Below are 15,042 nucleotides of genomic sequence, written 5' to 3'. Positions count from 1 at the left end.
GTATAAAAAAATAACCGATAATAGAGTATTAACCTTTAAAAAAACCAAATAAAAAGAATAAAAAACATGACAAAAAGAAGAGTATAGATTGATGAGTCGTCCCAAATTTATCATTTGTATTTAATATTAATTTTTTAAAAATTATAAATAAATATCAATCACTACTATTTGCTATTGATTATGAAAAAATCGGTAATAGTAATATTTATCTATAGAATGTAATTTGAGTTTATTTCCAGTCGACAGCAGCCTTCCAACCTGCAGTTGAGCGAAACCCAGATTTTTTAAAGTCTGCGGCCCAATTATTTATTTTCTATTAATCAAATATTTATTAACTATGAAACATTATTACAGATTGCTCTTTTTGTTACTGTTTCCCATGCTTGCGTTGGCACAACCAGCTCACGGAAAAAAAGTAGTGGGATATTATGCACAATGGTCTATCTATGCTAGGGATTTTAATATTCCGAAAATTGATGGAAGTAAATTGACGCATTTGAATTATTCTTTTTATGGCACAAGTTATGATCCTGCCCATCCTGAGAATACAAAATTACAATGCTTGGATACCTATGCCGATTTTGAGCATATGGAAGGTGGAATTCCGTGGGACGCTCCTGTTAAAGGTAATTTTTATGACCTTATGAAGCTGAAGCAAAAGTATCCTCATTTAAAAATTTTAATTTCTGTTGGAGGTTGGACAAAAGGCCAGGATCTTTCTCCAATTGCTGCAAGTCCCGTAGCAAGAGCAGCTCTGGCTGCAGATATGGCAAACTTTATTGTTACCTATCCTTTTATTGATGGTTTTGACATCGATTGGGAATATCCTCTATCTGGAGGAACAGATGGTACTGAAGTAATTAACGGAGCTCCAATTCCTCCGCAAAAATACAGTCCTGATGACAACAAAAATTTGGTATACTTATTAAAAGCGATGCGTCAGGCAATGCCTAACAAACTAGTTACAATTGCTGCTGGAAACAATGTTAGAAAAGTAGCGCAGCAATATTTAGGTCCAGCAAACAGATCTCAATACGGAATGACAGAAGATATTTCTACGTACTGCGATTATATTACGTATTTCGGATATGATTTTGGCGGCAACTGGTTTGATAAAACATGCTATAATGCACCTCTTTATTCAAGCGGAAACACAAACGATCCGCTTTATGGCGCAACGCAGTCAGAATCATTAGATGAATTAACAAACCAATATTTAAATGTAGTTGGTTTTCCTGCGAATAAATTAATTATGGGACTTCCTTTCTACGGGAAAAAATTTGATAATGTGGCCAATAATGGCACTAACCCTAATTTACCAGGATTGTTTGTTTCTGCGCCTAGATATATAGTTTCAGGATGTACAAATCCGCAAAATCCAACAGGTACTTGGGATGGTCCTGCAGCGTGCGAAAAATCAGGAAGTATAGAAATCTGTGATTTAGTCGGAAATCCGGTTACGAATTCACATCCTTATTTAGATCCAAATACTATGTTAGTTACTCCGGTTGCGGCTTCAGCAGGATGGGTACGTTATTTTGATAATACAACCAAAGTTCCTTATTTGTACAATTCGACTTTAAAACAGTTTATCTCTTACGAAGATAAGCAGTCAATGGATTTAAAAGTACAGTATATTAAATCCAAAAATTTAGCTGGAGGTATGGTTTGGGAATTATCTCAAGATACGAGAGGTTCAGTTCCAAATTCCTTATTAACACAGGTTGATACCTCTTTCGGAAGCATTGTTACTGGAACAGTAAGTATCTCTGGTTCTGTAAAAAACGGATCAGCTTTAATTCCAGATGTTACGGTTGAATTGCGTAATGCAAGTAATACCGTTATTCAAACTGTGGTTTCTACAGGAGGAAATTTTACATTCAACAACCTAACTTCTGGACAAAACTATACAGTAACAGCTTTAAAAGCTACTTATACTTTTACTCCAGTAAGTTTAACAAACGTTACAGTTAATCAAACTGCAGTAGTTATTAACGGAACGCAGCCAATATATACAGTTAGCGGAACAGTTCTCAATGGAACAACTCCAGTTTCTGGCGTAACAGTTTCTGCAGTTTCAGGAAGTACAACACTAACAGCAGTTTCAAATGCAAGCGGCGTTTACAGCATCGCAGGTTTAACAGCAGGTCTTAACTTCACCGTTACAGCTGCAAAAACTGGATTCTCTTATGCTCCGGCTTCAACAGTTTATAATGCGATCGACGCAAACAAAACGTTGAATTTCACGCAAGGGGCAGCAGTTGTTAATTATACCGTAAGCGGAACTGTTTTAAATAATACAACTCCAGTTTCTGGCGTAACTGTTACTGCTTCTTTTACAGGAGGAAGTTATGCAGCGATTACAAATGCAAGCGGAGTTTATTCACTCAGTTTACCGTCAGGCGGAAATTATACTGTAACCGCAGCTTTAACAGGTCAAACATATACGCCGGCTTCTACAGTTTATTCTAATTTGAACGCCAATAAAACATTAAACTTCTCTCAAGATGCAGTGGTAGTTGGAACAAATAAAATTAGCGGAACAGTTAAAAATGGAACAACTCCGGTTGCTGGTGCCAAAGTAGAATTAGTTTTACCTTGGACAGACAATACACACAACTGGAAAAGTGTCATTGCAACAACAGATGCACAAGGAAAATATAGTTTTGATAATTCGGTTGTAGCAGGATATAACACTATTACAAGCTTAAAATTAAATACGTGGGAAAATGGTGAAGTAAATTATTTTCCAAATAATCTTGCAAACTTCCCTGTTCCTGCCAATCCAACGGTTTACAATTTCAATACAAATTCAACGGCTAAATCAGCATTAGCTGCGGCTGTAAACTTAATTAGTGGGAACGTAAAAAATGGTTCAACTCCAGTAGCAAATGCTAAAGTTGAATTGGTTTTACCATGGACAGACAATACTCATAACTGGAAAAGTGTTCTAGCAACAACAGATGCATCAGGAAATTATACATTTGATAATTCAGTTGTAGCGGGTTATACACAGGTTTTAAGTTTGAAATTAAATTCATGGCAAAATGGAGAAGTAGCTTATTTTCCAAATAACTTAGCCAGCTTTGCTGTTCCGACTACTCCGACAGTTTATAATTTCAATACACAAGCGGTGGTTGCGACTAAGCCTGTGGTTGCTATTACAGCGCCAACAGCTTCGACGATTGCTATAAATTTAGGATCATCGATTAATTTTGTTGCAAGTGTTGGGTTAAGTGCTGCAGATGCCACTACAATCTCATCTGTTGTATTTAGTTTAGATGGACAAACCTTGAGTACGACTAATTCTTCAGGGACTTATACATCTATTTGGGCACCGGCATCAAATCAGTTTTCGCAAAGTCATACACTAACTGTTACAGCTACGGCTGCAAACGGAACAACAGATTCAAAAACATACAGTTTTACATTAACTTGTTCAGGTGCAAACTGTCCAAATGCAGCTCCTGTAATTACTTGGGTAACACCTGCATCGACATCAATAAATCAGCCTTCTGGATTTCAAGCTATTCCAATAAGTTTAAATGCTACTGATGCAGACGGAACAATTTCAACAGTTTCGATCAGTATTGATGGAACTTCGTATGCTATGACAAAAGGAACAGGAAGTGCATACAATTACACTTTTACTCCAAATACCTATAAAGCATATTCAATCGTAGTGACAGCTGCAGATAATGCTGGAGGTATAAAAACGTTTAGTCAAGCACTTACTATTACAAATTCAACATCATCATTTAATCCATTACCAGCAAAAGTAATTGTAGGTTATGCTCACGGATGGGATAATACAAGTGCTCCATTTTTATACTTCAATCAATTAGGAGATAAAAAATTTAATGTTGTGGTTTATTCGTTTATCGAAACTCAAAACAGAGATGGTTACACACCAATCTTGGTCGTAAATGAGCCAAGATATATGACAAACGGAGTTTTCAATCCGCAGTTATTAAAAAATGATATTAAGTTTTTGAGAGACAAAGGAATTCCGGTAATTGTTTCTATCGGAGGACAAAATGGTCACGTAGAATTGCAGACCGTAGCTCAGAAAAATATTTTCGTAAACGGATTAAAAGCAATTGTAGATCAATATAATTTTGACGGAGTTGATATTGATTTCGAAGGTGGATCAATGAATTTTGGAGCAGGGGCTTTAAAAGATTTCTCTTACTCGGCAATTTCAGCTTATCCAAAATTGAAAAATATTGTAGACGCTTTCAAAGAATTAAAATCAAGTTACGGAAGCGGATTTATATTAACATCTGCGCCAGAAACTTTCTATGTACAAGTAGGATACTCAGTTTATTCAGATGGAGCGGGTTCATTCCTTCCGGTAATTCACAACTTACGAAACGAACTAGATTTATTAATGGTTCAATTGTATAATACAGGATCTGTTCTTGCCTTAGACAATGCAGCCTATTCTCAGGCAACTCCAGATTTCTTAGTTTCAATGTCAGATATGCTAATGAAAGGATTTAATGTAGCTTCTACAGGGTTTTATTTCCCGCCGTTACCAGCGTCGAAAGTTGTAATTGCAATTCCAGCATGTGCTCCTGCAGCTCCCGCAGGAGGATATTTAACACCAGAAAAAGGAATTCAAGCCTTTAATTATTTAAGATTCGGAACAACTTTCTCAGGAAGAACATACACTTTAAAAGGTGGTCCATATCCAGATATGAGAGGAGTAATGACATGGTCTATTAACTGGGATGCAGCTTGCGGTACAGGATATCAATTCTCAAATGCTTACGCGGCTTATTTCGCATCGCAGGCAGCAAAAACATTAGCGGTGGAAGATATTTCGGCTGAAAGTAATGCGACAGTAGCTTATTTTAAAAACAATACCTTATCAGTAGCAAACGAAACAGGAGATATTACTCAAGTTGATGTATTTAATACAATAGGACAGACTGTTACAAGTCATAGAAACATTCAAAACAACAAAGAAGTGCTACTTAGTAGTCCAAGTTTTGCTAGTAAACAAATTTTTGTTGTGATAGTAACAGATAAATCGGGTCACAAAAAGTCTTTAAAAGTGATGAACTTTTTAAACTAATAAAAATGATTGAAAATTTAGAAATAGAAAATTGGGACGGTTAAAATTGAGTTTGGTTATTTATTTTTTAACCTAATTTTTATTTCTTAAATGCTGTGAATTGAGGTAATTTGTTATTTGGTTTTTGCCTCAAGTAGCGCATTATGAACCTGGCAATTTTTGTTGCCAGGTTTTTTTTGAATTAAAATAAATGTCTGAATTAAAACATGTCTTATTTTAATACTAAAAAGACTTTTAGGTGGTTAACGTATTATTTATGCCCACTATTTTTGCAGAAATTTAAGGAAGTGAAATCTGCAGCTATTTTCAAATACATTTTATTTACAATAGGTTTAGCCTTGTTAATAGGCGCCTTTTATATTTATTTAGATAAAAAGACCTTTTTAGAAAGAGCAGTCACAACTGAAGGTACAGTTGTTGGATCCTTTAAATCAACGAACAACCTAAACATATATTATCATCCAATAATTTCTTTCAAAACAAAAAAAGGGGAAAAAATTAAATTTGTGCCTTCATATAATAGTGGAAATCCAATTAATGAAAAAAGTTTCGAGATTATTTATGATCCGGCCAATCCACAAGAAGCAAATATTAAAAAATACACTTCAGCATTTGGTCTGCCAATATTTATGAGTTCTTTTGGTTTTCTTTTTTTTATAATGCTTTTAGTTTTTCATCTCGGCCAAAAGAAAGCAAAATATATTTTTGAAAACGGAACTCGTATTATAACACAATTTGATTCTGTTAAACGAACACGTACTCACATAATAACTGGAAAGCTACTCTATCAAATTTGTACTACTTATCAAGATCCTAATACAAATAAGGTCAGAGTTTTTAAAAGTACTAAAATTTTAATAGACCCTACAGGTTTTATTAAAAGTAAAAACATAATAGTTATACTACATCCGCAAAATCAAAAAAAATATTTAATGGATATTTCATTTTTGAACTCATAGTTTTGCTTATAATTAAAACTTTTTTATTAAACCTGGCAATTTTGCTGCCAGGTTTTTTTATGGTTTAAGGTAATCTTAAAGTAAGTCTTTGCAAGGAATGAACCAATCGCACTAACAATTAATTTACCAAATGAGATTGCTTCGTTCTTCGCAAGGACAAATGACTGCATGAAAAAAAATCAGTACTTTTGACTTTAGAATTATCGCATAAAAACTTCATGAAGAAATCCATTACCATTATCATAGCATTTTTAATTTTTACTTCCTCCTTCAGTCAAACCAAATTAGGAAATCCCGAAGTTGATCCCATTCAAATTCAGAAAAGTTATACGGAATGGTCAGTTTATCAAAATAAAAATATAATGCTTTCAAGAGATTTTACAGCTCTTGATTCTTCTTCTAAAGAAATTTCTAAAGAAGCTTTTTTAAATCAATTAGCAAATGGAAATTTTATTCCAATTCGATTAAAATCAGAAGATGCGGTTTATTATTATAAGTTGTTCAAAATTCTGCCAAAGACAGATACGAGTATAAAAGCAACCATCAATCAAATTGGTTTTGATGCTTACAAAAACTACAAGATGGAAGGAACAGCTTTTCCAAAATTTTCATTTAAAGATTTAGAAGGAAATTTGGTTTCCAATGAATCCATGAAAGGAAAAATTATCGTGATAAAATGCTGGTACATTCATTGTACACCTTGTATAAAAGAATTTCCGCAAGTCAATAAATTGGTAGAAGAATACAAAGATCGAAAAGATATTATTTTTATGAGTTTAGCCGAAGATTCAGCAGAGCAATTAAAAATATTTTTGGCTAGAAAACCATTGTCTTATTCAGTAATTCCAGATATGAAAGTGTATATGAATGAAGCTTTACAGCTAAATTCATTCCCAACACATTTTATTCTCAATAAAGAAGGTTTAATTTCTAAAGTACTTCCGAATTTTGAAAGTTTAGAAGTTGCTTTGGCGAAAGAAAGCAAGCTGTAAGTTAAATTAATCTCGCAATCCCGATAGCTATCGGGAGCGAAGTCGCAAAGTTTTATGGCAAAGTAACCTCATTTTTGTCATTTCGAGGAACGAGAAATCTCCACAAGTAGCTCGACAAAGATTAGAAATTATAGGGACGGAGTTTCTTGTGGAGATTTCTCGTTCCTCGAAATGACAAGATTATGTAGTAATCAGATTGGTAAAACAAAACTCTGCGCCTCTGCGAGAACCCATCATCAGCATAAAAAACTTTGAACCTTTGCATCTTTGCAACTCTGAACCTTTTTCCGTACTTTTGCACCAAATTAATTAAAAAGACATTCATGTTAACAGTCAATAATTTATCAGTTCAATTTGGCAAACGAATTTTGTTTGACGAAGTAAATACCACTTTCACTCACGGAAATATTTACGGCGTTATTGGAGCCAATGGTGCTGGAAAATCTACATTTCTTAAAATTATTTCAGGGGATATGGACCCAACTTCTGGCCACATTCATTTAGAGCCAGGAAAACGTATGTCGGTTTTAAACCAGAACCACAACATGTTCGACGAACATACTGTTTTGGAAACCGTTTTAATGGGAAATAAAGTGCTGTACGCTGTTAAAAAAGAAATGGATGAACTTTATTTAGACTACAACGATAAAAATGCAGACAGAATAGGGGAGCTTCAAGTTCAATTTGAAGAAATGAACGGATGGAACGCCGATTCTGATGCAGCAGCGATGTTATCTAACTTAGGTATCACAGAAGCAGATCATTATACTTTAATGGGCGATATGGAAGGAAAAATGAAAGTTCGTGTGCTTTTGGCGCAGGCACTTTTCGGAAATCCTGACTTACTGATTATGGATGAGCCTACCAACGATTTGGATTTCGAGACAATCGCTTGGTTAGAAAACTTCTTGGCAAACTACGAAAACACTGTAATCGTTGTATCTCACGACCGTCACTTTTTAGATGCGGTTTGTACACATATTTCTGATATTGATTTCGGAAAAATTAATCACTACTCAGGAAACTATACCTTCTGGTACGAGTCTAGCCAATTAGCGGCAAAACAACGTGCACAGCAAAACAAAAAAGCAGAAGAGAAGAAACAAGAGTTGGAAGAATTTATTCGTCGTTTTAGTGCAAACGTTGCGAAATCGAAACAAGCAACTTCTCGTAAAAAAATGATTTCTAAATTGAATATTTCAGAAATTAAACCATCAAGCCGTCGTTATCCAGCGATTATTTTTGATCAGGATCGTGAAGCTGGAGATCAAATCTTAAATGTAGAAAACTTGTCTGCTTCGGTAGATGGAGAAGTTTTATTTAAAGATATTAACCTGAATATGGCGAAAGGCGATAAAATCGTTCTTTTCTCTAAAGATTCACGTGCAACAACAGCTTTCTACGAAATCTTAAACAACGAACAAAAAGCAGATTCTGGAACTTTCGATTGGGGAATTACAACAAACCAAGCTTATCTGCCAGCTGAAAACCATAAGTTTTTCGAAAACGATTTGACTTTAGTAGATTGGTTACGCCAATATGCGAAAACAGAGGAAGAGCGTGATGAGGTTTTCATTCGTGGTTTCTTAGGAAAAATGATTTTCTCTGGAGAAGAAGCTTTAAAAACGTCTAGAGTTTTATCTGGAGGAGAAAAAGTACGCTGTATGTTGTCAAGAATGATGATGGAACGTGCAAACGTTTTAATGCTGGACGAACCAACAAACCACTTAGATCTAGAATCTATTACAGCTTTCAACAACTCATTGAAAAATTTTAAAGGTTCTGTAATTTTTACAACTCATGACCACGAGTTTGCGCAGACTGTTGGTAACAGAATCGTAGAGTTGACACCAAACGGAGTTATCGATCGTTACATGACATTTGATGAATATCTTGATGATGAAAAAATTCAGGAACAAAGAAAAAAGATGTACAATCTTTAATTTTTTAAATTCCAATCATGAAAATCCCAAATTCCAATTTTTGACTTTGGGAACTTTGATAAAAGATAAAGTATAAAATTGATTTACTCATTTTTGTCATTTCGATCGAAGGGAGAAATCTTCGCGAGAAGCTCAACAAAGATTGGCTTTGTTCTACACTTATAAAAAAATCCCAAACTCCAAGTTTAATTTGGAATTTGGGATTTTTTAATTTTTTATTTAAGACTATTTACGGCCGAACATTTTAGCGAAAATCCAAATAATAATCGCAACAATGAAAATTACGATAAATATCCCGAATCCCATTCCGGCTTTAAAAATGTCTCCTACTAGTTCGCAGCTTGTAAATGAAAATAGTATAACGAATACCATTAACAATCTTAGTATTTTATTTTGCATGATGTTGAGTTTTTAAGTTCAATAATAAAATTACTTCAACAATCGTGGAAATGTGTTATAGAATTTTTCGGAAATGTTTTAGGATTTTGATTTTATAAATTTCATTTCAAAATAGACAAGACCAATAATTACAGCTATTTCTGCTAGAAAGTAAGCAATGCCATATATTGAAATTGTTTCATAATTATATAAGACTATGCTTAATGTCAAAAGACAATAAAGAATATTGGCTGTACAGATTATTTTTAAAAGCGATTTCCAATTTCGCTTGACAAAAAAATAGCAACTGATTGAATAAATAAAAAAAAATCAAGGCAATTAAAGAAAGGCATTCGAAAACATCTTTAGACAAACCGAAAAATTCGTTGAAATTTCGAAGGATAAAATAAAGTAGAAGAGTTGAAAGAAATGCTCCAAAGCTGTCTAGTAAGAATATGTTTTTTATCTTAAACATTTTTTCAAGTTTTTTGTAAATATTTAAGTTATATATACATACATATATGTTCTATCGCCATTATTTATCTAATAACGGTCTCTCCTTTCTTATTAGTCTTTATTTTATGTTTGTAATATGGAAATATCCAAAGTGCCGAATCAAGCTTTTTTGTGTTTAACAATTTTGCAGTGTAAATTCCTTCTCCATATTCAATCTCAGTATCTATTTCATATTTTTTCTTAATTAAGTTTAAGAGTGTATTTTTTGCTTGAAGTTCAACTTTTACTTTGCTAAGTTCAAGTGTCTTCATCTTATATAAGCTGTCAATATTGTTGGTATATGTAATTGTGCCTTTTTTATCACTTTTTAAAACTTTATCTTTTTCCAGTTGATTCAATAGTTTTATATAATATTGAATTGTTGAACTATCATTTTTTACTCTAACTTGAAGCTTGTTTTTTTCATTTTGATATTTGTTTGCAATATCAATTAATTCTTCTAGAGATATTGATTTGTTACCTAATAATATACCATCAATATTTCTGTCTGTAGACATGCCTTTAAGTGAGTATATCTCTTTTTGATTGATTTTTAAGAGATAAATTAATTCTTCATTTTTTGATAGTAATTTTTTCTGAATACTATCGTTTTCCCTTTTGTTGATATTTATTTCTTTTGATAAATCTTTATTCTCATTAAATTCTACAAAAATTATGGTACAAGCAATTCCAAGTACAAGGAGGAGAATTAATATGAGAAAATTTTTAGCTGTATTTTTCATTTTTTATTCTCAATTAAATTTTCTACATCTCTCGCAAGTTTACTGTTAGGTTCAATATTTAGATAATACTTTGTTCCTTCCTCTTTTGTTAACTTGATTTCTTTAATTTCTAAATCTTGCGCATGAGTTTTTTCTAAAAACTCAATTTTATCATCATATCTATCTTTAATATTTTGAATTTTATTATCGTAAAAAAATACAAGTATTGTATAAGTGATGCCAACTCCAGTAATGAAACATCCTAAACATGCCTTAATTGGATGTTCTTCAAATATTTCTTGAAAATTAAAATTTCCTCTTCTACTTCTTGCCATATGGCTTAATATTTAGTCAAAATAAGTTGTTTTTTCTAAAAAAAAACAAACAAATTAAATGAGCTTTAAATTCAATGGTTATTGTGCTAAAGTATAATTTAAACTATAAATTACCTACAAATAAGTAAAATAGTTCCAAAAAAATTTAGTTTTGTTAATAATTTTTTTCTCGGTTCAACACCCCAACAAATAAAATCAGATTCCGTATATTTGCAAACCAAACATTACAATTACTTATGAGCCAAAAAGTATTACTTAATTCAAAAGAAGTTACTATCATACTCCATCGTTTGGCTTGTCAGTTAATCGAAAAACATCTTGATTTCTCCGATACTATCTTAGTGGGAATTCAGCCAAGAGGTGTTTTTTTAGCTGAACGTTTAAAACAAATATTAGAAGACGAATACAAGGTTCCTGAAATTTCTTTGGGATATCTGGACATTACTTTTTTTAGAGATGATTTCCGTCGTACTGATAAACCGCTTGAAGCCAACAAAACTCAAATCAATTTTATAGTCGAAGACAAAAAAGTCATTTTTATTGATGATGTATTGTTTACGGGAAGAAGCATTCGTTCTGCTTTAACAGCGATTCAATCTTTTGGAAGACCTTCAGAAATCGAATTATTAGTTTTAATAGACAGACGTTTCAGCCGTAATTTACCAATTCAGCCCGATTATAGAGGCCGTCAGGTAGATGCTATTAATGGCGAAAAAGTAAAAGTGAGCTGGAAAGAAAATGATGGTGAAGATGTTGTTCACTTAGTAACGAATTAGTTTAATCGGTTAACCGGTTAATTGTTTAATCGGCAGCAAGACCGATTAAACGATTTGAAAAAGAAAAAACGATTAAACAATTCAACGAATAAACAAATAAACAATAAAAATGAAAGAATTAAGCGTAAATCATTTATTAGGAATCAAATATATCAACGAGAATGATATTAACCTGATTTTTGAAACGGCAGATCATTTTAAAGAAGTCATTAATAGACCGATTAAAAAAGTTCCTTCATTACGAGATATTACCATTGCCAATATTTTCTTCGAAAACAGTACCAGAACCAAACTTTCCTTTGAATTAGCGCAGAAACGTCTTTCTGCAGATGTTATTAGTTTTTCTGCAGCACAGTCGTCGGTTAAAAAAGGAGAAACTTTAATTGATACTGTAAATAATATCCTTTCGATGAAAGTTGATATGGTTGTAATGCGCCACTCCAATCCCGGAGCGGCTTATTTTTTATCTAAAAATGTCAAAGCGAGTATCGTAAACGCGGGAGACGGTGCGCACGAACATCCAACTCAGGCTTTATTAGACAGTTATTCTATTAGAGAAAAATTAGGCGATGTTGCAGGGAAAAAAGTAGTGATAGTTGGAGATATTCTGCATTCGAGAGTTGCTTTATCCAACATATATGCTTTGCAGATGCAAGGCGCAGAAGTTAAAGTTTGCGGACCAAAAACGCTGATTCCACGATATATAGAATCTCTTGGTGTTACAGTTGAACCAAATTTAAGAAAAGCCTTAGAATGGTGCGATGTTGCGAATATGCTTAGAGTTCAAAATGAACGTATGGATGTGAATTTCTTTCCATCGACACGCGAATACGCACAGCAGTACGGAGTTGATAAGCCGCTCCTAGATTCTCTTGGAAAAGAAATCGTAATCATGCACCCAGGACCAATCAACAGAGGAGTAGAGATTACATCTGAAGTTGCAGATTCTGATCATTCTGTTATCTTAAATCAGGTGGAGAATGGTGTTGCGATTAGAATGGCGGTTATTTATTTGCTGGCTTCTAAGATTCAGTAATTATTAGTTTCATGTTTCATGTTTCATGTTTGTCTACCACAACGACAAAACATGAAACATGAAACATGAAACTAAAAAAAACTTACTAAATTAGCATAATAAATATAAGCCCCCACAAATTATAAAATGAAAGTAGATCAAAAAGGACATACCGTTACTATTAAAGATACACAAGGAGATGTAAATGCTTTCTTGGAAAAAGTAACGCAGCAATTTAAAACCTTTGAAAAACATAATATTATAATCGATTTATCATCAGATTCTAAGCTGTCAGAAAATGATTTAAAAGCTTTTTTACCGCTTTCTAAAGCTCACAAAAAAGCAAAAAAATCTTTCGTAATTGTTGCTTCAGATCTTGATTTTAATGCTATTTCAGATAAATTGCTTGTGGTTCCTTCTCTTTTGGAAGCACATGATATTATTGAAATGGAAGAAATCGAAAGAGACCTAGGATTTTAGATTTCAGATTTTAGACTTTAGATTTTAGATTGTTACTGAATCTAAAATGCTTTTATCAATTCTAAAATATTTCATCAATCTAAAATCTAAAATCAACAATCTAAAATGAAGTTGACTATACTTGGCTGTTATGCCGCAACTCCCAGAACGCTTACTAACCCGACTTCTCAGGTTTTAGAAATTAGAAACCGTTTGTTTTTAATTGATTGCGGAGAAGGAACTCAGGTTCAGCTTCGAAAAAATAAGATTAAATTCTCTAAGATTAATCACATTTTTATCTCGCATCTTCATGGAGATCATCTTTATGGGTTGATCGGTACGATTTCGACTTTTTCCCTTTTAGGAAGAACAACAGATCTGCATGTTTACGGGCCAAAAGGAATTAAAGAACTTATTCTGCTGCAACTAAAATTAACAGAATCGTGGACAACTTACAGTCTTTTTTTCCATGAATTGGAATCAAAAGAAAGTGAAGTTATTTTTGAAGATAAAAAAGTCATTGTAAAAACAATTCCGCTGAAACACCGCGTTTATACCAACGGATTTTTATTTCAAGAAAAACCTGCAGAACGAAAGCTGAATGTTGAAGCTGTTCAACATTATAACGTTCATGTCGCTTATTATCAAAAGATAAAAAACGGCGGTAATGTTACTCTAGATGACGGAACCGTAATTGAAAATAAAAAACTTACCTTTGATCCTGAACCGCCAAAAAGCTACGCTTTCTGCTCAGACACAGTTTATAACGAAGATGTAATTCCGATTATTGAGAATACTGATGTCTTATACCATGAATCTACATTTTTAGAATCTGAAGCGCCTTTAGCTTTAAAAACATTACATTCTACAGCAAAAGAAGCGGCAAGTATTGCTTTGAAAGCCAATGTAAAACATTTAGTTTTAGGTCATTATTCGACACGTTATGACGGAATTGAGCGTTTTAAAGAAGAGGCTGAAACCATTTTTCCAAATGTACTTTTGGGTAATGATGGAGTGAGTTTTGAATTTTAGGCTAAGGTTCTAAGGGACTGGGGTATTAAGATACTAAGTTTAGGAACGCGAACAACGGATTTCACATAAAAGCACATTAGGAAAAATGACTTTGACTTCGCTCAGCCTGACAAACCTGAAACTTGAAACCTGAAACCTGAAACCTGAAACAAAATAAACTAAAATCAAAAACTATGAATGATTTAAGTAATTATAGAAGATCCTACGAAAAAAGCGAATTACTGGAAACTAATATTCCAGAAGATCCTATTAATCTTTTTAACAGATGGTTTCATGAAGTGGAAGATTTCGGCGGAAGCGGAGAAGTGAATGCTATGACCGTTTCGACAATTGGTTTAGACGGATTTCCAAAATCGCGTGTTGTTTTGCTCAAGAAATTTTCTGAAGAAGGATTTATATTTTATACCAATTATAATTCCGAAAAAGGAAAAGCGATAGAAGCGAATCCGAATGTTTGTTTGTCTTTTTTCTGGCAGGAAATGGAACGTCAGGTAATCATTAAAGGAATTGCACAAAAGACTTCTGAAATTATTTCCGATAATTATTTTGATTCACGTCCTGAAGGAAGTAAACTCGGAGCGATCGTATCTAATCAAAGTGAAGTGATTCCGTCCAGAACTTTTTTGGAAGAAAACTTGAAAAAACTAGAATCAGAATTTGAAGGAAAAGCAATTCCACGACCAGATAATTGGGGCGGCTATTTAGTTACGCCTCTGCAAGTTGAATTTTGGCAGGGAAGGGCGAACCGACTGCATGACAGAATACGCTATACGAGTCAATCTGATTTTTCATGGAAGATTGATCGACTTTCTTCTTGATTTGTAAGTTTTTTACAGATAAAATAAAAAATCAGGTG

12 protein-coding genes are annotated in these 15,042 nt (G+C 33.3%); 9 read left to right on the top strand and 3 right to left on the bottom strand.

Annotated elements, in window-relative coordinates:
- Window positions 1-337: 337 nt before the first annotated feature.
- The 4 genes from chiA (at window position 338) to HYN86_RS18360 (ending at window position 8,974) form a co-directional block, all read left to right on the top strand.
- Window positions 338-5,080, top strand: a complete 4,743-nt coding sequence (gene chiA, locus HYN86_RS18375) for a T9SS-translocated chitinase ChiA (RefSeq protein ID WP_113679366.1) — start codon at window positions 338-340, stop codon at window positions 5,078-5,080.
- Window positions 5,081-5,367: 287 nt separating this feature from the next.
- Window positions 5,368-6,039 (top strand): DUF3592 domain-containing protein, encoded by a 672-nt coding sequence (locus HYN86_RS18370; RefSeq protein WP_162789402.1) that lies wholly within the window; start codon window positions 5,368-5,370, stop codon window positions 6,037-6,039.
- 218 nt (window positions 6,040-6,257) lie between these two features.
- Window positions 6,258-7,031, top strand: coding sequence for a TlpA family protein disulfide reductase (locus tag HYN86_RS18365; protein ID WP_113679364.1), 774 nt, complete (start codon window positions 6,258-6,260; stop codon window positions 7,029-7,031).
- A 323-nt stretch (window positions 7,032-7,354) separates the two neighbouring features.
- The gene (locus HYN86_RS18360; protein ID WP_113679363.1) at window positions 7,355-8,974 is read left to right on the top strand and encodes an ABC-F family ATP-binding cassette domain-containing protein; all 1,620 of its coding nucleotides are present in this window, start codon (window positions 7,355-7,357) and stop codon (window positions 8,972-8,974) included.
- A gap of 225 nt (window positions 8,975-9,199) precedes the next feature.
- Here HYN86_RS18360 and HYN86_RS21090 read toward each other — a convergent pair whose 3' ends face one another.
- The 3 genes from HYN86_RS21090 to HYN86_RS18350 all read right to left on the bottom strand — a co-directional run bounded on the left by HYN86_RS21090 (window position 9,200) and on the right by HYN86_RS18350 (window position 10,904).
- Complete coding sequence (locus tag HYN86_RS21090) at window positions 9,200-9,373, bottom strand: hypothetical protein (RefSeq protein ID WP_166669280.1); 174 nt, start codon at window positions 9,371-9,373, stop codon at window positions 9,200-9,202.
- Window positions 9,374-9,891: 518 nt separating this feature from the next.
- Window positions 9,892-10,590 (bottom strand): hypothetical protein, encoded by a 699-nt coding sequence (locus tag HYN86_RS18355; RefSeq protein ID WP_113679362.1) that lies wholly within the window; start codon window positions 10,588-10,590, stop codon window positions 9,892-9,894.
- The gene (locus tag HYN86_RS18350; protein WP_113679361.1) at window positions 10,587-10,904 is read right to left on the bottom strand and encodes a hypothetical protein; all 318 of its coding nucleotides are present in this window, start codon (window positions 10,902-10,904) and stop codon (window positions 10,587-10,589) included. The genes HYN86_RS18355 and HYN86_RS18350 overlap by 4 nt, the downstream gene beginning before the upstream one ends.
- Window positions 10,905-11,140: 236 nt before the next feature.
- On the opposite strand from HYN86_RS18350, the gene pyrR reads away from it, so the two are divergent.
- The 5 genes from pyrR to pdxH all read left to right on the top strand — a co-directional run bounded on the left by pyrR (window position 11,141) and on the right by pdxH (window position 15,004).
- The gene (pyrR, locus tag HYN86_RS18345; RefSeq protein WP_057116460.1) at window positions 11,141-11,680 is read left to right on the top strand and encodes a bifunctional pyr operon transcriptional regulator/uracil phosphoribosyltransferase PyrR; all 540 of its coding nucleotides are present in this window, start codon (window positions 11,141-11,143) and stop codon (window positions 11,678-11,680) included.
- Between the two features lie 109 nt (window positions 11,681-11,789).
- A complete protein-coding gene (locus tag HYN86_RS18340; RefSeq protein ID WP_029273654.1) occupies window positions 11,790-12,716 on the top strand; it encodes an aspartate carbamoyltransferase catalytic subunit in 927 nt (308 codons plus the stop codon).
- A 126-nt stretch (window positions 12,717-12,842) separates the two neighbouring features.
- A complete protein-coding gene (locus HYN86_RS18335; RefSeq protein WP_113679360.1) occupies window positions 12,843-13,175 on the top strand; it encodes a ribonuclease Z in 333 nt (110 codons plus the stop codon).
- A 105-nt stretch (window positions 13,176-13,280) separates the two neighbouring features.
- Window positions 13,281-14,186, top strand: a complete 906-nt coding sequence (locus tag HYN86_RS18330) for a ribonuclease Z (RefSeq protein ID WP_113679359.1) — start codon at window positions 13,281-13,283, stop codon at window positions 14,184-14,186.
- A 173-nt stretch (window positions 14,187-14,359) separates the two neighbouring features.
- Complete coding sequence (gene pdxH, locus HYN86_RS18325) at window positions 14,360-15,004, top strand: pyridoxamine 5'-phosphate oxidase (RefSeq protein ID WP_113679358.1); 645 nt, start codon at window positions 14,360-14,362, stop codon at window positions 15,002-15,004.
- The last annotated feature ends 38 nt before the right edge of the window (window positions 15,005-15,042 follow it).

This window comes from Flavobacterium fluviale, assembly GCF_003312915.1.
GTDB classification, from domain to species: domain Bacteria; phylum Bacteroidota; class Bacteroidia; order Flavobacteriales; family Flavobacteriaceae; genus Flavobacterium; species Flavobacterium fluviale.
This window is presented reverse-complemented; position numbering and strand designations above follow the sequence as displayed.

Coding starts and splice junctions, on each gene's coding strand:
- HYN86_RS18330 (WP_113679359.1), top strand. CDS start 13,281: ATGAAGTTGACTATACTTGGCTGTTATGCCGCAACTCCCAGAACGCTT.
- HYN86_RS18335 (WP_113679360.1), top strand. CDS start 12,843: ATGAAAGTAGATCAAAAAGGACATACCGTTACTATTAAAGATACACAA.
- pdxH (WP_113679358.1), top strand. CDS start 14,360: ATGAATGATTTAAGTAATTATAGAAGATCCTACGAAAAAAGCGAATTA.
- chiA (WP_113679366.1), top strand. CDS start 338: ATGAAACATTATTACAGATTGCTCTTTTTGTTACTGTTTCCCATGCTT.
- HYN86_RS18340 (WP_029273654.1), top strand. CDS start 11,790: ATGAAAGAATTAAGCGTAAATCATTTATTAGGAATCAAATATATCAAC.
- HYN86_RS18365 (WP_113679364.1), top strand. CDS start 6,258: ATGAAGAAATCCATTACCATTATCATAGCATTTTTAATTTTTACTTCC.
- HYN86_RS18360 (WP_113679363.1), top strand. CDS start 7,355: ATGTTAACAGTCAATAATTTATCAGTTCAATTTGGCAAACGAATTTTG.
- HYN86_RS21090 (WP_166669280.1), bottom strand. CDS start 9,373: ATGCAAAATAAAATACTAAGATTGTTAATGGTATTCGTTATACTATTT.
- pyrR (WP_057116460.1), top strand. CDS start 11,141: ATGAGCCAAAAAGTATTACTTAATTCAAAAGAAGTTACTATCATACTC.
- HYN86_RS18355 (WP_113679362.1), bottom strand. CDS start 10,590: ATGAAAAATACAGCTAAAAATTTTCTCATATTAATTCTCCTCCTTGTA.
- HYN86_RS18350 (WP_113679361.1), bottom strand. CDS start 10,904: ATGGCAAGAAGTAGAAGAGGAAATTTTAATTTTCAAGAAATATTTGAA.